The organism is Paraburkholderia nodosa, from assembly GCF_001718195.1.
Classification (GTDB): Bacteria; Pseudomonadota; Gammaproteobacteria; order Burkholderiales; family Burkholderiaceae; genus Paraburkholderia; species Paraburkholderia nodosa_A.
The window spans coordinates 127,339-145,157 of record NZ_MCNV01000014.1 but is presented as its reverse complement, the minus strand read 5'-3'; the positions used below and the strand labels follow the sequence as shown (position 1 = coordinate 145,157).

General features: G+C 65.7%; 15 protein-coding genes and 1 pseudogene. 9 read left to right on the top strand and 7 right to left on the bottom strand.

The window, feature by feature from the left end:
* Positions 1–83: 83 nt before the first annotated feature.
* Positions 84–917, bottom strand: a complete 834-nt coding sequence (locus BFD71_RS23235) for an NAD-dependent epimerase/dehydratase family protein (protein ID WP_069266660.1) — start codon at positions 915–917, stop codon at positions 84–86.
* A 174-nt stretch (positions 918–1,091) separates the two neighbouring features.
* Here BFD71_RS23235 and BFD71_RS23230 point away from each other — a divergent pair, with 174 nt between their 5' ends.
* The 4 genes from BFD71_RS23230 to BFD71_RS23215 all read left to right on the top strand — a co-directional run bounded on the left by BFD71_RS23230 (position 1,092) and on the right by BFD71_RS23215 (position 5,402).
* The gene (locus tag BFD71_RS23230; protein WP_069266659.1) at positions 1,092–2,084 is read left to right on the top strand and encodes a LacI family DNA-binding transcriptional regulator; all 993 of its coding nucleotides are present in this window, start codon (positions 1,092–1,094) and stop codon (positions 2,082–2,084) included.
* A gap of 440 nt (positions 2,085–2,524) precedes the next feature.
* Positions 2,525–3,484, top strand: a complete 960-nt coding sequence (locus BFD71_RS23225) for a TRAP transporter substrate-binding protein (RefSeq protein WP_256094893.1) — start codon at positions 2,525–2,527, stop codon at positions 3,482–3,484.
* A 78-nt stretch (positions 3,485–3,562) separates the two neighbouring features.
* The gene (locus BFD71_RS23220; RefSeq protein WP_069266657.1) at positions 3,563–4,042 is read left to right on the top strand and encodes a TRAP transporter small permease; all 480 of its coding nucleotides are present in this window, start codon (positions 3,563–3,565) and stop codon (positions 4,040–4,042) included.
* A 7-nt stretch (positions 4,043–4,049) separates the two neighbouring features.
* On the top strand, positions 4,050–5,402 hold the full coding sequence (locus BFD71_RS23215; RefSeq protein WP_069266656.1) for a TRAP transporter large permease: 1,353 nt from the start codon (positions 4,050–4,052) through the stop codon (positions 5,400–5,402).
* A 69-nt stretch (positions 5,403–5,471) separates the two neighbouring features.
* Here BFD71_RS23215 and BFD71_RS23210 read toward each other — a convergent pair whose 3' ends face one another.
* Positions 5,472–6,488 (bottom strand): zinc-dependent alcohol dehydrogenase family protein, encoded by a 1,017-nt coding sequence (locus tag BFD71_RS23210; protein ID WP_069266655.1) that lies wholly within the window; start codon positions 6,486–6,488, stop codon positions 5,472–5,474.
* A 110-nt stretch (positions 6,489–6,598) separates the two neighbouring features.
* Between BFD71_RS23210 and BFD71_RS23205 the strand changes: the two genes are divergently transcribed.
* On the top strand, positions 6,599–7,513 hold the full coding sequence (locus tag BFD71_RS23205; RefSeq protein WP_069266654.1) for a LysR family transcriptional regulator: 915 nt from the start codon (positions 6,599–6,601) through the stop codon (positions 7,511–7,513).
* 143 nt (positions 7,514–7,656) lie between these two features.
* Here BFD71_RS23205 and BFD71_RS23200 read toward each other — a convergent pair whose 3' ends face one another.
* The gene (locus BFD71_RS23200; protein ID WP_069266653.1) at positions 7,657–9,168 is read right to left on the bottom strand and encodes a CoA-acylating methylmalonate-semialdehyde dehydrogenase; all 1,512 of its coding nucleotides are present in this window, start codon (positions 9,166–9,168) and stop codon (positions 7,657–7,659) included.
* A 185-nt stretch (positions 9,169–9,353) separates the two neighbouring features.
* On the opposite strand from BFD71_RS23200, the gene BFD71_RS23195 reads away from it, so the two are divergent.
* Both BFD71_RS23195 and BFD71_RS23190 read left to right on the top strand, forming a co-directional pair.
* Positions 9,354–10,295, top strand: coding sequence for a LysR family transcriptional regulator (locus tag BFD71_RS23195; protein WP_069266652.1), 942 nt, complete (start codon positions 9,354–9,356; stop codon positions 10,293–10,295).
* Positions 10,296–10,403: 108 nt separating this feature from the next.
* On the top strand, positions 10,404–11,600 hold the full coding sequence (locus BFD71_RS23190; RefSeq protein WP_069266651.1) for a phytanoyl-CoA dioxygenase family protein: 1,197 nt from the start codon (positions 10,404–10,406) through the stop codon (positions 11,598–11,600).
* 63 nt (positions 11,601–11,663) lie between these two features.
* On the opposite strand, the gene BFD71_RS23185 is transcribed toward BFD71_RS23190, so the two are convergent.
* Positions 11,664–12,569 carry an SDR family oxidoreductase gene (locus tag BFD71_RS23185; RefSeq protein ID WP_069266720.1) on the bottom strand — a complete coding sequence of 302 codons (906 nt, stop codon included), beginning with the start codon at positions 12,567–12,569 and terminating at the stop codon, positions 11,664–11,666.
* 112 nt (positions 12,570–12,681) lie between these two features.
* On the opposite strand from BFD71_RS23185, the pseudogene BFD71_RS23180 reads away from it, so the two are divergent.
* A pseudogene (locus BFD71_RS23180) lies at positions 12,682–12,927 on the top strand (MmyB family transcriptional regulator); the annotation flags it as partial.
* A 195-nt stretch (positions 12,928–13,122) separates the two neighbouring features.
* The gene (locus BFD71_RS23175) at positions 13,123–14,604 is read left to right on the top strand and encodes an alkaline phosphatase family protein (RefSeq protein ID WP_069266649.1); all 1,482 of its coding nucleotides are present in this window, start codon (positions 13,123–13,125) and stop codon (positions 14,602–14,604) included.
* Positions 14,605–14,642: 38 nt separating this feature from the next.
* Here BFD71_RS23175 and BFD71_RS23170 read toward each other — a convergent pair whose 3' ends face one another.
* The 3 genes from BFD71_RS23170 to BFD71_RS23160 are packed head-to-tail and all read right to left on the bottom strand — an operon-like array spanning position 14,643 to position 17,751.
* Positions 14,643–15,254, bottom strand: coding sequence for a PqiC family protein (locus tag BFD71_RS23170; RefSeq protein ID WP_069266648.1), 612 nt, complete (start codon positions 15,252–15,254; stop codon positions 14,643–14,645).
* The gene (locus tag BFD71_RS23165; RefSeq protein ID WP_069266647.1) at positions 15,251–16,549 is read right to left on the bottom strand and encodes an MlaD family protein; all 1,299 of its coding nucleotides are present in this window, start codon (positions 16,547–16,549) and stop codon (positions 15,251–15,253) included. The genes BFD71_RS23170 and BFD71_RS23165 overlap by 4 nt, the downstream gene beginning before the upstream one ends.
* Entirely contained in the window at positions 16,546–17,751 is a 1,206-nt protein-coding gene (locus tag BFD71_RS23160; protein WP_069266646.1) for a paraquat-inducible protein A, read from the bottom strand. Before BFD71_RS23160 ends, BFD71_RS23165 begins: the two co-directional genes overlap by 4 nt.
* Positions 17,752–17,819: the final 68 nt, after the last annotated feature.

Genomic DNA, 17,819 nt, shown 5'->3' with positions numbered 1-17,819 from the left:
GCAACCCCGCCCTAGCCGCTTCGCGGCCAGGGCAGTCTGCTTGCAGGCGTCCGGGCCCGTCTTCCCTTTTATCAGGACTCCGATCAGCGTTCGGCGCCATGCATCGGCTCGCCGAGCACGAACGGTCCGCCCTGATACTGCTGCGCAGCGTCGCCGAGCTCGGCGTTCGGCGCGGTCGCCGGGAAGCGTTCGGCGTACGGCGCCGAGCTGTCGCGCGGGCGGTAGCCGAGGAATCCCGCCTTGCCGTTGTCCCACCAGCTCGCCGGATTGTCCGACACGCCATAGACGATCGCATGACCCACGCGGTTGGTGAACAGCGAGCAGCGCACGAGTTCGATGAAGTCGCGATAGCTCAGGAACGTCACGAGCATGCGTGCGTTCTTCGGTTCTTCGAACGACGAACCGATGCGCAGGCAGACCGTCTCCATGCCGAAGCGATCGAAGTAATAGCGCGACAGCGATTCGCCGAAGCATTTCGTCACGCCGTACAGGCTGTCCGGCCGGTGCGCGGCATCGGTATCGAGCACGCTCGTGACGGGATGGAAGCCCGTGACGTGATTGGAGCTGGCGTAGACGATGCGCTTGACGCCGTGCTTGCGCGCGGCTTCATAGAGGTTGTACGTGCCGCGAATGTTGGCTTCGAGTAGATCGTCGAATGGCGCGTCGATGGAGATGCCGCCCAGGTGCACGATCGCATCCACGCCCTCCACGAGTTGCATGACCGCCGCGCGATCCGAGAGGTCGACGCGGCGCGTTTCCTCGTGTGCCGCCGCCTCGCCCGGCTCCGTGATGTCGCTGACGCGAACGATCTCGGCCCAGTTCGCGAGCGCGCCGCGCAACTGACGGCCCAGATTGCCGCCCGCGCCGGTAAGAAGAAGGCGGCCGAACGGTTTGGCTGCAAGTGGGTGTTGCGACATCAGGGCTCCCTGGAGATTATTTTGGTATTGAAAACGCGAGGAAAACGTTTTCCAAATATAGCCATCGGCGGTCGCAGCGTCAATGGAGGAATACCTGCGGCGAATACCGGGGTTCACCCGAGGTCCGTTTCTGCGACAATGCTCGCCGTCGATCCTCCCTGGCGTTGCCGATCTATGAAAAGTGGTTCCCCGACGATTCGCGATGTCGCCGCCATGGCCGGCGTTTCGGTCGCGACGGTATCGAAGTACGTGAACGGCACCCAGCGCTTTTCGCCGGCGGTGGAAGCGAAGGTCAAGGACGCCATCGCGCTGCTCGGCTACCGCTCCAATCCGCTGGCGCGCTCGATGATCACGGGGCGCACGCGCACCATCGGCATCGCCATTCTGGACATCGCGAACCCGCACTTCACGAACGTGGTCAAGGGCGCGAACCGCGTGGCGCTCCAGCACGACTACACGCTGCTTCTCGTGGACGCCGAAGAGAATCTGGCCCGCGAACGCTCCCTCATCGAAGCGCTCGCGCCGCGCGTGGACGGGCTCATCGTCAGCTCGCGGGCTTCCGAGGAAATCGCCCGGTGGACGATGAATCTGGGCAAGCCGGTCGTCATGCTCAGGACCGTGCGCGGGCTCGACATGCCCACCGTCGGTTTCGACAACCGGCTCGCGACGTCTATGCTGGTGCGTCATCTGCTCAATCTCGGGCACCGGCATATCGCCTATCTGGGCTTCGCCGCGGCGACCATCAACGACGAGCGTATTGCCGGCGCCACCGAGGCGCTGGCCGAGGCCGGCCTCACGCTCGATGTCTACGAAACGCACGCGCCGACCGCCCAGGCGGGCGAGCACGCCTGCTCGCGGGTGATGCTCGGCCCGAAACGCCCGCAGGCGGTGATCTGCTACAACGACCTCATTGCGCTCGGCTTCATGAAGGAGGCCAGGTCGCTCGGCTTTCGCGTGCCGCAGGACGTCTCGGTTGCCGGCATCGACAACGTGCCCTATGGCGAATACGTCGAGCCGCGCCTGACCACGATCGACGGGCAGAGCGAGCGCATGGGCGAACTGGCCATGCAAAAGCTCATCGACGTCCTGGCCGGCCGCGCCGATGTCGAGCAGGTCGTGCTCGAACCCCGCCTCGTCGTGCGCGACTCGACCGTCGCCTGTCGCTGATTCCCTGATCGCTGTAGATCCCCCGCGCTGGCCGCCAGACAACGGCCGGCGGCCTTGCCACGCCTGTTTCCGATACGCCAACTGGGCCACGCCAACCCTGCTTCGCTCCGCGTAACTACCTACTAGCCATTTTGAAGGGAACGCATTAAATTTCGAGAAAACGTTTTCCAGAAATGGCACGCGAAGAACAAAAGGAGATCGGAAAATGGCGGAGAACAGGCGCCGGTCGAAGTGCGCTGTGGTCGGGGTGGCAATTGCCGGCGCCCGCCCCCGCCTTTGCGTCGTCCTTCACGCAGGCATCACCCACCACCGGTTCTGAGACACCCGGTTGGCCAGCGAATCAGCCCAAACACGGCTCGAAAACAACTCTTCCATTCTTGGGGCAAGCAATGAAAAAGACCTTTCGCAACTCACAGGGTGCACGCACCGCGAAGACCGCAATGACCGTTCTGGCGGCGGCGCTCGCGCTCACCGCAGGCGCTGCGCACGCGCGCGTGTTCCGTGTCGCCGACGTGCACAGCGACACCTTCCCGACCAACATGGCGCTCAAGCACATGGGCGAGGAAATTTCGCAGGCCACGGGCGGCAAGGATTCGATCAAGGTGTTCGGCAACAGCGCACTCGGTTCGGAGAACGATACGATCGATCAGGTGCGTATCGGCGCGCTCGACATGGTGCGCGCCAATGGCGCCGCGTTCAACGAGATCGTGCCGGAATCGATGATTCCTTCGCTGCCGTTCCTCTTTCGCGACATCGACCATTTCCGCAAGGTGATGTACGGCCCCGAAGGCCAGAAGATTCTCGACGCGTTCAAGGCCAAGGGCATGATTGCGCTGACCTTCTACGAGAGCGGCGCGCGCTCGATCTACGCGAAGCGTCCGATCAAGTCGCCGGCCGACATGAAGGGCCTGAAGGTGCGCGTGCAGCCGTCTGACCTCATGGTCGACGAAATCAAGGCGATGGGCGGCACGCCCACGCCGATGCCGTTCGCCGAAGTCTATACGGGCTTGAAAACGGGCCTCGTGGATGCAGCGGAAAACAACCTGCCGTCGTACGAGGAAACCAGGCACTACGAAGTGGCGCAGGTGTATTCCGAGACGGACCATGCCATGACCCCGGAGGTGCTGGTGTTCTCGAAGAAGGTATGGGACACGCTCACGCCGCAGGAGCAGGAGATCATCAAGAAGGCCGCCGCCGACTCGGTGCCGTACTACGTGAAGCTCTGGACCGCGCGCGAAGACACGGCGGGCAAGACGGTGGAAAAGGGCGGCGCGACCATCATTCCGGCCGCGCAGGTCGATCGCGCGGCCTTCGTGAAGGCCATGCAGCCGGTCTGGACGAAGTATGAAAAGACGGCCGACATGAAGAAGATCGTGGACGAAATCCAGGCGATTCACTAAAGCCCGGGGCTCCGCGTCACAAGCGGCGCGGAGCCGGAAAAACGCCGTTGTGCAGTGTGTGCCGTGCAAGGATGGATCATGACTTTCCTGAAACTCCCCAACGATTTGCTGTTTCGCCTGCTGACGATCGTTGCCTCGGTTGCGCTCGCCGCGCTGACGGTTCTCGTCTTCTACGGCGTGATCATGCGCTACGTGTTCGAGAGCGCACCCGATTTCGTCGAGCCGATCGCGTTGCTGCTGGTAGTCACGATCGCCATGTTCGGCGCCGCGCTCAAGGTGCGCGAGCGCGGGCATATCGGTCTCGATTCGCTCGTCAAGAAGCTTTCCCCGCGGGGGCAACTGATCGCCGAGGCGTTCCAGCATCTCTGCCTGATCGCGCTCGGCGTGGCGATTTTCTTCGGCTGCCTGCAAATGGCGGACACGACCATGGATGACCACATCGCGATTCTCGGCATACCGGAAGCGGTGCGCTATGTCATACCGGTCGTGGCCGGTACCTGCATCGTGCTGTTCTCGCTCGAGCATCTTCTGGCGCTGTTCGTACGCAAGGCAAAGTAGGGCAAACATGGAACTCGCAATTCTTTCGCTCAGTTTTTTGGTGCTCCTCGCCGTTGGGGTGCCGGTTTCTTTCTCCCTGGGGCTCGCCTGCGTCAGCACGTACCTTTACGAAGGACTGCCGGCCGCGACTGCCATGCAGTCGATGATCTCGGGCATGAACGCGTTTTCGTTTCTCGCGGTACCTTTCTTCATTTTCTCCGGCGAGCTGATGCTGCACGGCGGCATTGCCGACCGCATCCTGCGCTTCGCCCAGGCTGCAGTGGGACATTTCCGTGGCGGACTCGGCATGGCCAATGTCGTCGCGTGCACGCTGTTCGGCGGCGTTTCCGGTTCGCCTTCCGCCGATACGTCGGCGATGGGTGGCGTGGTCATTCCGCTCATGAAGCGCGAAGGCTATAGCGCGGCCTATGCCGTCAACGTGACGACGCACTCGTCGCTGGCGGGCGCGTTGATGCCCACCTCGACCAACATGATCATCTATGCGTTCGCGGCGCAAGGCATTACGGGCACGCTGAACGGCCAGCAGATGAGCGGCGTGTCGATTGGCGACCTGCTTTTCTCGGGCCTGCTGCCGGTGTTGTGGGTCATGGGCTTCGTGCTGATTGCGGCTTACTGGCAGGCGCGCCGCTTCGGCTATCCGCGCAGCGCGGACGGCTCGACCAGGCTGCAGGTGTTTCCCGGCTGGCTCGCCGTGGTGCGGGCGTTCCTCGGCGCGCTGCCTGGCCTGTTCGTGATCGCGATCATTCTCTTCTGCGTGGCGCGGGGCATTGCGACCGCCACCGAAGCGGCCGCGATTGCCGTGGTGTATTCGCTCGCGCTCACCGTGGTCGTGTATCGCTCGATGACGAAGGAGAAGCTGTTCTTCGCCCTCTCGCGTGCGGCCAAGACCACGGGCGTGGTGCTGCTGCTGATCGCGGTGTCGAACATGCTGCGCTATCAGATGGCTTATCTGGAGATTCCGGAGGCCATCGAGCGCGTGCTCGAACATGCCACGACCCTTCCCTGGCTGATGCTTCTCTACATCAACATCATCCAGGTGTTTCTGGGCACGTTCATCGACATGGCGGCGCACATCCTCATCACGACGCCGCTCTTCCTGCCGCTCGCCATGCATAGCGGCGTGGGCCCGGTGCAGTTCGGCATCATGATCCTGCTGAACTGCGCGCTGGGCCTCGTGCATCCGCCAATCGGCTCGGTGCAGTTCATCGGCTGCGCCATTGGCGACGTGTCGATCGGGGAGACGACCAAGGTCGCGTGGCCGTACTATCTCGCGATTTTTAGCGCGATCAATCTGGTCACCTACTTTCCGTTCTTCTCGACGTGGCTGCCCAGCGTGATCAACGGGCATCCGGTTTTCTAGAACGACCGGAACAAGAAGAACGGAGCGGGCACCATGCGTGCCCGCTTCGCTTTTCTGCGCACTGTGCTCTCAGGCCACGCGTATCACGACCTTGCCGAAATGCTTGCCGGCTTCCAGCCACGCGTAAGCTTCGGGCGCTTCCTCGAAAGCGAACACGCGATCCACCACGGGGCGAATCTGCTGCGCGGCGACGAAACGCGTCAGGTCGTCGAGCATCGTGCGGCTGCCGACCATGATGCCGTGCAGACGCTTGATACCGCCGATCACCGATAACAACCCCAATTCGGGGCCCGCGAAACTCGTCACGCCGCCGATGATAGAAACGAGCCCGCCCATCTTCGCGGCCGCCACCGAGCGCGGCAGCGTATCGCGTCCGCCCACTTCCACGACGATATCCGCGCCTTCGCCGCCCGTGAGCCGCAGCACTTCGTCCTGCCATTCGGGATGCGAACGATAGTTGATGGTCTCGCTCGCGCCGAGGGTGCGGGCGCGTTCGAGCTTCTCGTCGCTCGAAGAGGTGATGATGGTCCGCAAGCCCGCCGCGTGGGCGAGCTGCAGCCCCCAGATCGACACGCCACCGGTGCCGAGCAGCACCACGGTCGCACCGGGCCGTGCGCCGCCATCGGCGAAGATCGCGTTCCAGGCGGTGATGCCGGCGCACGAGATCGTTGCGGCCTCCTCATAGCTCAGGTGCGCGGGAATCGAGACGAGCGAGGTTTCCTCAGCGACGAAGCGTTCGGCGAGCACCCCGTCGAATTGCGCACCGGGAGACTCGCGCACTTTCCACGGTGTGGGTGGGCCATCCACCCAATGCGGGAAGTAGGTGTTGATCACGCGGTCGCCGGGCTTGAAGCGCGTGACGGCCGCACCGACTTCGACCACTTCGCCCGCGCCGTCGGCGACGGGCACGAGCGGCGTGTCGCCAAGGCCGAGGTAATCGCCGCGCGCGAACATCAGGTCGCGATAGTTGAGCGAGGCTGCGTGAATCTTCACGACCACGTCATGCGGACCGGGCGCGCGCGGCGTGACGTCGGTGCGCGCGAGTGCGCCATGGCCGCTGCCGGCCTTCAGTTTCCATGCGTTCATGACTGCTCCAGTACGAGTGGGAGCACCTATGATAGTGTTGCTTGCGAGGCGACATTGGTGAGATTCCGGAGCTTGGTTGTCGCCGCTGTGGATACAAAAGGAGTGGGGATATGAACGATCGCCTGAACGGCGTGGCCGAATTCGTAGACGTGGTGGACGCGGGCAGCTTCTCCGCCGCGGGCGAGCGCCTTGGCGTGACGCGCTCGGCGGTCGCGAAGATCGTCGCGCGGCTCGAACAGCGCCTGGGCGTGCGCCTGCTGCAGCGGACCACGCGCAGCTTGAGCCTCACCGACGAAGGCCACGCGTACTACGAGCAGTGCCGCCGCGTGCTGGGGGAGCTGAGCGCCGTGGAAGCCGCCTTCGATCACGGACGGCGCGAGCCTGCGGGGCGCTTGCGGATCAGCGCGCCGGTGCTGTTCGGACGCCAGTGCGTGGCGCCCGTGGTGCGGCGGCTCGTGGAGGAGCATCCGCGTCTGAATGTCGAACTCTCGTTTAGCGACCGGGTGGCCGATCTCGTCGAGGACGGCTTCGATCTGGCCGTACGCATCGGGACGCTGCCCGATCACGGCACGCTCGTCGCGCGCCGGCTTGGCGTGCAGCGCATGGGTATCTGCGCGTCGTCTGCGTATCTCGCGCAACACGGCAAGCCCGCGGACGTCGCAGCCCTCGCCACTCACACGGGCATCGCCTATGGCCGAGCGGGGCAGAGCCCGGCGTGGCGCGTGCGCGGGCCCGGCGGCGAGATCGAGGAATGCCGGCTCGCGTCGCGGCTGTGCTTCGACGACCTGCTGGCGATCGCCGATGCCGCCGCCGCCGGCGCCGGTCTCGCGTGGCTGCCGTGCTGGCTCATGAGCCCGTATTTGAGCGACGGTCGACTCGAACTCGTCATGGACAGCAAGAGCGTGATGGGCGACGAAGTGCACGTCGTGCGGCAGAAGGCGCGTCACATGCCGTCGAAGGTGCGCGTGGCGGTGGATGCGCTCGTCGCGGATATTTCGCGCATGCTCGGCGCGCAACCGGACTGACCGTGCGCAGCGCGTCTCGCACTGCCGACGCGTCATGGCGTCGTGATGATCAGTGACACTTCATCAAAGCATGAATGGCGTCCTTTGATGCGACCGCGAGGCCAGTGTCCACGCCACGCAAACTCACGCAGGCCCGACAACTGTTACTTCGCCACCGGCATCGAAAATTCCGCACCCTTTTCGGTGCTTTCCGGCCAGCGCTGCATGATCGACTTCTGCTTCGTATAGAAGCGCACGCCTTCTTCGCCATACGCGTGCATGTCGCCAAAGAGGCTGCGCTTCCAGCCGCCAAAGCCGTGCCATGCCATCGGCACCGGAATCGGCACGTTGATGCCCACCATGCCCACTTCGATCTGGCGGCCGAACTCGCGCGCCACGTGGCCGTCGCTCGTGAAGCAGGCGACGCCGTTACCGAACTCGTGATCGTTGATGAGTTCCACGGCCTCGGCGAAATCCTTCACGCGCACGCAGGCGAGCACCGGTCCGAAAATTTCTTCCTTGTAGATGCGCATCTCGGGCGTGACGTTGTCGAACAGCGTACCGCCGGTGAAGAAGCCTGCTTCGTGGCCCGGCACCTTGAGGCCGCGTCCATCCACCACGAGCTTCGCGCCTTCTTCCACACCGCTCGCGATATAGCCTTCGATGCGCTCGAGCGCCTGCTTCGTGACGATCGGGCCCATTTCCGCGTCGGCTTCCATGCCGTTCTTCACGATGAGGCTGCCTGCGCGCTCGGCGAGGCGCGGCACGATCTTGTCGGCCACATCGCCCACCAGCACGGCCACCGAGATCGCCATGCAGCGCTCGCCGGCCGACCCGTAGCCCGCGCCGATCAGCGCGTCCACGGTCTTGTCGAGGTCCGCGTCGGGCATCACGACCATGTGGTTCTTCGCGCCGCCGAGCGCCTGCACGCGCTTGCCGTGCTTCGCACCGGTCTCGTAGATGTAGTTCGCGATCGGCGTGGAGCCCACGAAGCTCACGGCCTTCACGTCGCGGTGCGCGAGCAGGGCGTCGACCACGGCCTTGTCGCCTTGCACGACGTTGAACACGCCGTCGGGCAGGCCGGCTTCCGTGAGCAGACGCGCCATGAAAAGCGAAGCGGAAGGGTCGCGCTCGCTAGGCTTGAGGATGAACGTGCAGCCGGCTGCGAGCGCCACCGGGAACATCCAGCACGGCACCATGCAAGGGAAGTTGAACGGCGTGATGCCCGCCACCACGCCCAGCGGCTGGCGCACGGTCCAGTTGTCCATGCCCGTGGAAACCTGTTCGGTGTAGTCGCCCTTGAGCAGTTGCGGAATGCCGCAGGCGAATTCGATCACGTCGATACCGCGCGCCACTTCGCCCTGCGCGTCGGAGAAGACCTTGCCGTGCTCGGCCGTGATGATCGCCGCGAGTTCGTCCGCGTGACGGTTCATCAGCTCGAGGAACCGCAGCATGACGCGCGCGCGGCGAATGGGCGGCGTGTCGCGCCACTTCGGGAACGCGGCTTTCGCGCTCGCCACGGCGGCGTCCACGTCGGCGACTTCGCCCAGCACGAGGCGGCGCGCGGCGGCGCCGGTCGCGGGGTTGAAGATCGCTTGCGTGCGGTCGCCCGTGCCGCGCTCGGTCTTGCCGCCGATGAAGTGGACTACGTCTGCGGAATCGGTATAGGCCTGCATGTCATCTCCTCGTTAGGTGAGTGCGTGCCGCCAGTCTACGGAGGGTGCGGGGGCGAGGAAAGACGCTGGCGCTGAATTGATTGTTTTCAGCTGTGAACAATCACTGGCGTAGTCTGTGAAAAGTGCGCGAACGGCATGCTAGTATCGACGCGGGATTCACGAGTTTTGACGCGGACTTTTTATCGATGGATACACAGCGAGTCGAAGCACTCTGGACGCATTTACACTGGCTCAATGTGCTGGCCACCCAGGGCAGCTATACCGCGGCGGCGACGCGCCTGGGCGTGAGCAAGGCGGCCGTGAGCCAGCGCATCGCGGAACTGGAGCGCGTGGCGGGCGTGCCGCTTGTGCAGCGCACCACGCGCAGCGTGCGCTTCACGGAGGCGGGGCTGCGGCTCGTGGAGGACACGCGCGCGCAGTTCGACAGCATCGCCGCGAGCTTCGCGAGCGTGCGCGAGATGGCCGACGTCGCCCGCGGCACGGTGCGCGTCACTGCACCGGTCGCCTTCGCGCGCCAGCAACTGGTGCCGCGTCTCGCGCACTTTTCGCGCACGCATCCCGAAGTGCGCGTGCAACTGGAGCTTTCCGACCGGCTCAGCTCGATTGCGACCGAAGGGTTCGATCTCGCGATTCGCCATAGCGCGCAGGTGCCGGAAACCCACGTGGCCTGGAAGCTCTGCGACACGCGCTCGGTCATCGTCGCCACGCGGCCTTACCTCAAGCAGCGAGGCACGCCGCAAACGCCCGCCGATCTGGCGCAGCACGACTGTCTGTTCTATCCGCGCCCGCTGGGGGCGGGCGTGTGGTCGTTCGAGAAAGCCGGCCGCCGCGCGGAAGGCGCGCGCGAGACGGTGACGGTAAACGGCCCGTTCTCGGCGAACAACAGCGAGGCGTTGCGCGACGCGGCGCTGGAACATCTCGGCATCGCGCTGTTGCCCGATTTCAGCGCGCAGGCCGCGCTGCAGGCCGGCAAGCTCGTCGTGCTGCTGCCCAACTGGCGCCCCGTGGGCGCGTTCGCTTCGCAATTGCACGTCGTGCGGCCGTATGGGGCGCAAGTGCCGCGAGCGGTCAAGCACTTTACGGAGTTTCTGCGGCAGACGTTCAAGGATGGCTTTCCGCTGGAGTGAGGTGGCGCACGCAGCCCTGCCGCCGCCTTCCTGATGCGGTTTTGATAGATTTGGTATCCACGGCGCCGGGTGCCGACGTTATGCTTGATCCAACACGGAGGCAGACGCATGGACCAGCACGAAATACCGGTGGCGGATTTGGGGCGGCAATGGTACGTCGAACGCGAATGCTCGCTGGACGCCTTCGTGAACCGACTGCGCGACGACGGCAGCCCGTTGCGTTACGCCTGCGATATGAGGCAGCGCATTCCCGTCTACGACTGCGTGGCGCTCGAAGGCGCGCTGCACGACGCGGCGCGGCGCGCGCAGTTGCAGGCGGAATGGGCGCATGTGCTGCGCGACGGCGCCGGCGTGCTGGTGCTCGAGCGCGCCTACGCGAATACGCAGCCCGTGGACGATGCCACCGCCGTGTTCGAAGCCATCATCCGGGCCGAGCGGGAGCAGGGCACGAGCGGCGCGGACCATTTCGCGAAGGCGGGCGCAAACGACCGCATCTGGAATGCGCAACAGAAGCTGTGCCTCGAAGCGCCTGCCGTGTTCGTCGACTACTTCGCAAATCTGCCGCTCATGGCCGTGTGCGAGGCGTGGCTCGGACCGTGCTATCAGATGACTTCGCAGGTCAACGTGGTGCGGCCGGGCGGCGCGGCACAGGAAGCGCACCGCGACTATCACCTGGGATTCCAGACGATCGAGCAGGCGCAGCGTTATCCGGCGCACGTGCATCATGTATCCGCTTTCCTCACGCTCCAGGGGGCGGTGGCGCACAGCGACATGCCGGTCGAGAGCGGGCCGACGAAACTCCTGCCGTACTCGCAACGCTATGCCGAGGGCTATCTTGCATGGCGGCGAGCCGATTTCCGCGCGTACTTCGAAACGCATTGCGTACAGTTGCCGCTTACCAGGGGCGACGCCCTGTTCTTCAATCCCGCGCTATTTCATGCGGCGGGCGCGAACCGCACCGCCGACGTGCAGCGCATGGCGAATCTGCTGCAGGTTTCGTCGGCAATGGGGCGCGCAATGGAAGCGCTCGACCGTGCGAGCATGTGCGAGGCGATTTATCCCGTGCTGCGCGAGTGGCGCAGGAAGGGCCTGGGCGTTGCGGACGAACTCGCGACAATGGCGGTCATCGCGTCGTGCGCCGAAGGCTATCCGTTTCCCACGAATCTCGACCGGGACCCGCCTCTGGGGGGCCTCGCGCCAGAAAGCCAGCAGGCACTCATGCAGCGCGCGCTGCATGAGGACTGGGAGCCAGGCAGATTCGCCGTGGCGTTGCGCGCGCATGACGCGCGACGCGACCCCGCGTAAGCGCGGCGATGGCGTCGTCGACCACGAGACGGTGAGGTGAGGATATTCAGGATTGCTGCCGGATCAAGTCGACGCTCCCACCTCGGCGAAGCGCGCTTCGTTCAGATCGGCAATCAGCGAGGGACCGGTCGGGCGCCAGCCTAGCCGCGCCTGGGTGAGCGCGCTCGAAGCGGGCATGTCGAGGCCGACGAACATCCCCATCCAGCCGAAATGCGCGGCTGCCTCTTCCGGCGCGATCGAAACGACCGGCAGGCCGAGCCCGCGGCCTAGCGCCTCGGCGATTGCGCGGCTCGTCACGCCTTCTTCGCCAACCGCGTTGTAGCGCGCGCCCGGTTGACCTTTTTCAACGGCGAGCCGATAAAGGCGCACGACGTCGGAGAGGTGGCCCGCCGGCCAGCGGTTCTGGCCGTCGCCCACGTAGGCGCAAACGCCTTTCTCGCGGGCGATCGCGACGAGCGGCGTAATGAGCCCCTGCCGGAACGGGTTGTGGACCTGGGGCAGCCGCACCGCGCCTACATTGAGCCCTTGTTCCAACAGTACCTGCCCAGCCAGCTCGGACGCAATACGCGGGTTGGGATGGCCCGGATTGAAGACGTCCTCGCTGGCCAGTTCGCCTGGCTGGGCGTTGCCGATGCCCGTGCCGGACGTGATCAGTAGCGGACGATCCGAGCCGGCGAGGGCGGTGCCGAGCGCCGCAATGGCGCGCTTGTCCTTTTCGCAGTTTTCGACGAAGCGCGAAAAGTCGTGGTCGAAGGCCGTGTGGATCACGGCGTCCGCTTGCTCCGCGCCGCTGCGCAGGCTTGCCGGTTCCTCCAGCGTGCCGCGATGCACGCGTGCACCCGCCCTGGCGAGCGCCTGTGCGCCGGCTTCGGAACGGGTCATGCCGATCACTTCGTGACCGGCTTCGATGAGTTCCGGCACGAGCGCGGAGCCGATGAAGCCGGTCGCGCCAGTTAGAAAAATACGCATGGTCATCTCTCCTGGGTCATGACTGGCGTACTATCTCCAAATTCTCTATACCGTTAAAGTAGTGAGTTCATCATAGTAAGATGCCTAACAGGCTTTCCATTCCGATTCATTCGGCGGGCTCGTCGACGAGTTGTGCAGCATGAGCCCCGAGTTCGACGCACTGTGGCGCGAGAACGAAGTGCCGGCACATGCAGAAGCCGACCACGTGAAGCGCTTGCACCATCCCACGCTGGGTCTGATCGCGCTGGAGCAATCGGCGTTTTCCGTCGATGGCCGGCCCGACCTGCACATGATCGCCTACCACCCGGTCGATGCCGGGCAGGCCGAGCGCATCAAGGCGCTCATCGAGCAGTCGTGACCCTGCCGCACGCATCCTGACCTCCCTCGTCCTCCTCTCTCATCGCCACACTCCGAGCGTGTCCTGGCTGCACCACAGCGGGCGCGAGGCTTGCGGGCAAAGGCCGTCCGCTGCTCGCCGTCGCGAGCGCGTTTCGCTTCGCGGCAGCGAGGCACGGGCGGATTGCCAGCGCCGCATCCAACCAGGAGACGTGTCATGGGAGACGACAATAGCCCGCATCACGGATACGACCGGCGCCGCTTTCTTGCCGGCGTAGCGGCGGTTGCCGGCAGCGTTGCATTATCGGGCTGCGGTGGCGGAGGCGGTGACGACCCGGCCGGCCAGAACGGCGACGCGCCCGCGCCCTCGGTCGGCGACGTTCCCTCGCCGGACGGCGCTGACCGTTATAGCTTGCCGCGTCCGGCGTTGCCGAATCCCGCGAGTTCGGGCATCGACTTCATCGTGCTCGTCACGATGGAAAATCGTTCCTTCGACCACTTCCTCGGCTGGGTGCCGGGCGCCGAAGGCATGCCCGCGAACCGGCAGTTCAAGGACGCGTTCGGCGCGACGCAAACGCCGTTTTCGCTCGCAGCGAATTCCGCCTATGGCTACCAGGCGTGCGCGTACCAGGACCCCAATCACAGCTACGACGGCGCGCGTACGCAACTCGCTTCGGGCGCGATGAACGGCTTTCTCCTCACACCCGGCACGAGCCTGCATCAGGGCGACTTGCTGCCCATCGGTTACTACACTTCGGCCGATGTGCAGTTCTTCGACGCGGTCGCGAGCAGTTACACGATCGGCGACTTCTACTTCACCGGCATCCTCACCAGCACGTTTCCCAATCGCCTTTATCTGCACAGCGGCGCCACGGATCGCCTCGACGACAGTATCGACAATTCGACGCTCCCCACGATCTGGGACAGGCTCAGCGCCGCGAATATCGGCTGCAACTACTACTATCACGACGTGCCGTTCACGGCGCTTTACGGCAGGCGCCATGTCGGCATTTCGCGTCCGTTTGCGGATTTTGTCGCGCATGCCGGGACGGGTACGCTGCCGCCGTTCTGCATGGTCGATCCGGCATTCGCGGGCGAGCCGCAAGGCACTTCCGCGGACGATCATCCGCACGCGGACATCCGCAACGGCGAGGCGTTTCTCGGGCAGGTGTACGAAGCGCTGCGCACGAGTCCGACCTGGAACCGCACGCTGATGATCGTCGTGTATGACGAGTGGGGCGGCTTTCTCGAGCACGTGGTGCCGCCCACGAGGCCGATCAGCAAGAACGAGCTCGCGCTCGGCAACGACGGCAAGCTGGGTTTTCGCGTGCCGCTCGCGCTGCTGGGGCCGCGCGTTCGCGCGGGCACGGTCACGCGCTATCCGTTCGACCCGAGTTCGATTCACGCGCTGCTGCAATGGCGCTTCGGCTTGCCGCCGCTCGGCGTGCGCAGCAGCGATTCGGCGACGTTCAATCTCGCCTATGCGCTCGATTTCACCGATGCGCCGCGCACCGACGCGCCTGCGTTCACGATTGCCCAAGGCACGTTCGGCGGGGAGTGCTCGGGGATCCCCGGGGTGTCGCCGTCGAATCCGGTGTCGTCGATCGATCAGTCGCAGCTCGCGACCAACCCGAACGTGGACCGCTTCGCGGACCTGCGCGCCAAGGCGGCGTCGTTAGGATTCCAGACGGGAGGTTAGCGATGCGGGGAGGGCCGCCTGTGTCAGCGATCGGCATGTCAGCGCACGGCGATCGATGCGGCGATCCGGTCGGCGAGTTCGCCGAGCACGCGACTGAGCGCAGCGGCTTGCGCGGCCGCATCGTGACCCTCGACCTGTGCGCTTAGCGCCGCCTCCTGGCTCATTGTGGTTCGTGCGGGCTGACCCGCGAGCAGCGTCCACGCCACTTGCAGCGTGAGCGTGCCGCCCGCGCTCGCGTTGCAGTCGAGCACCGTGACGACGAGCGTGCGCGTGCCGGCGGGCGCGGGCGCGTCCGGAAAAACGAATGCGCCGGGCGGCAGGCGCGGCAGCAGGTCCTGCGCGAGCGTGCTGCGCATCATCTGCCCGAGCGGCGCCCCCCAGCGGTCGTTGTCGTCGACGGCGAGCCGGTTGGGCGCGACATGCGTCACCACTTCGGGCCGGTCGAGCACGGCGGGAATATGCACGGCGCCCAGTTGCACCGGCGCCATGGCGGCGGTGGCAAGCGGCGCTTGCGCAGGCGTCGCGTTGAGCGTGACGTAACGCGTGGGCGCGCTGTGGCCACATGCCGTGATCCCGACGCCGATGCCCGCGAGCACGGCCGCATCTAGCAGTCGCGCGATCGAAGCCCGGCTCGCTTGGCGGCGCATCATTGGCTCTCCTCCTGCGCCTTGCCGCGCAGCAGCGCTTCGGGATGCCGGTCGAGATAGTCGGCTAGCGCGCGAACCGAGCGCGCGGTATCCGTCAGCTCGCGCAGCGCGGCGGGCAGGTCGTTCTGGCTCGAGGCGTCGGCGCCCAGCGTGCGATTGGCCGCCGCGACGGTGCGATCGGCTTCGTTCGCCGTCTCGCGCAGCTGCGCGACGAGCGGGCCGATCTTGGGCGACACCTGCGCGAGCGTCTGATCGATTTGCGCAACCGAGCGGTCGATATGCATGAGGCTGTCGCGGATCTGCGGCGAGGCGCTGATGGCGTTCACGTGCGCGGCAATGCTGCGCACTTCGTCGCCCGTTTGCTTGATCGGCAGGTCGTCGATCTTCCGGATCACCTCGCCGGCGCGCGAGGTCATGGTATCGAAATCGGCGGGGGCGACGCTCGGGATCACAGGGAGCCCGCTGTCGGCGGTGAGCGTCGCGCCCGCTGCGCCCGCAACGAAGTCGAGATTGACCTTGCGCGGCCCGAGGAGCGGCGGGTCCTGCGAAAGGCGCGCGCGCAGCCCGTCGGCGACGAGGTGATCGAGCATGCCGTCGACGAGCGGCCGCCAGTTGCCGTCCGCGGGCGGCGGTGCGCCGACGATGCCAAGCTGCGACGGGTCCAGCGCGAGTTGAACCGGGGTGCTCAGCGCGCCAGTGCGCACGTCGTAGCTCAGGCGCACGCTCGTGACGGTCCCCACGGGAAAGCCGCGCAGGTCCACTTCCGAGCCGGTCTCCAGGTTGCCGACCGCGCCGTCGAAGCGCACCGCATAGCGCACCATCGGACCGTGTTCGGGCGCAAGCGGGGGCCGGCGATCGCTGCCGTCGAAGTGGTCGGCATGTTTGCCGGGACCGGGCTCCATGACGATTTCGGGTCCCGAAAGCATGGCCTTCAGCGAGGCAGGGTCGCTCAAATCCACCTTCGCGCCGCGCAGGTAAAACCGCGTGCCCGAGAGCAAATACGGATTCTCCGCCCGGTCGATCCGGAGCTTTGCTTCGACATGCTGACCATCTGGCGCGAGCGACACGTCCGAGACGGCGCCCACTTTCACGCCGTGCAGTGTGACGATCGTGTCGTCGGGCTTCATGCCGTAGGCATTGTCGAACGTCACGACAACCGTCTCGCCGTCATGGACGAGCGCGCGCAGGCCGAGCCATCCCGTCGCGCCGATGGCGGCAATCGGCACGGCCCAGATCCAGCCGGGCCAGGCGCTGCGCCGCACTTCGGCTTGCGTGCGGTGGCGATGCGGGCCGCTCATGGCTTTCTCCGCCTATGCACGTCCCACATCATGCGCGGGTCGAAGCTGCGCGAGGCCAGCATCGTGAAGAAGACGACGAGTGCGAACGCCGTCGCGCCGGTGTCGGGTCTCGCCACCGCCACGCCATCGAAGTGGATCAGCGGCACGAATGCCGCGATCGTGAAGACGTCGACGTTCGACCAGCGGCCCAGTTCGTCGATCCAGCGATAAAGATGGGCCTTGGCGCGCAGGTGCCGGCGCGAATGGCGCAAGACCGAGGTGATGAACCACACCATGCCGCCGAGCTTCGCAAGGGGAATGACGATGCTCGTGCCAATGATCAGGATGCCGAACGGCCATAGTCCGACGTGAAAGAGCTGATAGACGCCGTCGATGATGCGGTGCGAGTCGTAATGCCCGAGTTGCCGCGACATGGTCATCGGATAGAAGTTGGCGGGCACGGTGAGCACGAGCGCCGCGAGCGTGAGCGCGGCCGCGCGCACCACGGCGTCCGGCTTGCGCGCGCGCAGTTTCAGGCCGCAGCGCGGGCATGGCCGGCCTTCATGCGAAATGGGCACGACGAGGTCGCACACGGAGCAGGACAGCGCGCCATGCCCGTGCGGCGCCTGTTGGTCGGGGACGATGGCGCGCCAGACGGTGCGGCGATCGAGCGAGGCGCGCGTGAGCATCGACATGAGCGCGGCAAGGATGAAACAGTAGCCGCCCGCCCCGATCGTTCCCGTGAGGTTCTGCGTGACGCGCGCATAGCCGACGAGGCAACCGGCGAGGTAGACGTCGGGCATGGCCCAGATGTCGAGCGCGATGGACCAGCGAAAGAGCGTGCCGATATGCCTGAATCGCACACCGAAGCCGACCAGTCCCAGCACGATCATGAGCAGGCCGAAGCGTACGAGCGGCAGCACGATGCCGAATGCGCCGAGCAACAGCGCGAGCGCGAGCCAGCCGTCGCGCCAGATCGACACGATGCCCGACGCGAGAACGGATGAACGATCGGCGCCGAGCATGTGCACCGTCATCAGCGGCGCGAGGTTGGCGGGGAACAGCAGGACGAAGGTCGTGATGGCGCAGGCGAGCGAAGCGGTGATGCTGCGCCCGCTGCGCCGCTCGAGCGGGTAGTGGCAGGTCCTGCAGCGCGCGAGCATGCGCGGGCCGAGCGGAGGGATGTCCTCGAGGGCGCCGCATTCGGGACAGCCGATCGTCATGGGCGGAGCTCCTGACTACGCCTCGCGATGACACACGATTCGCATCAGTGAGGCGATTTCACGACCAC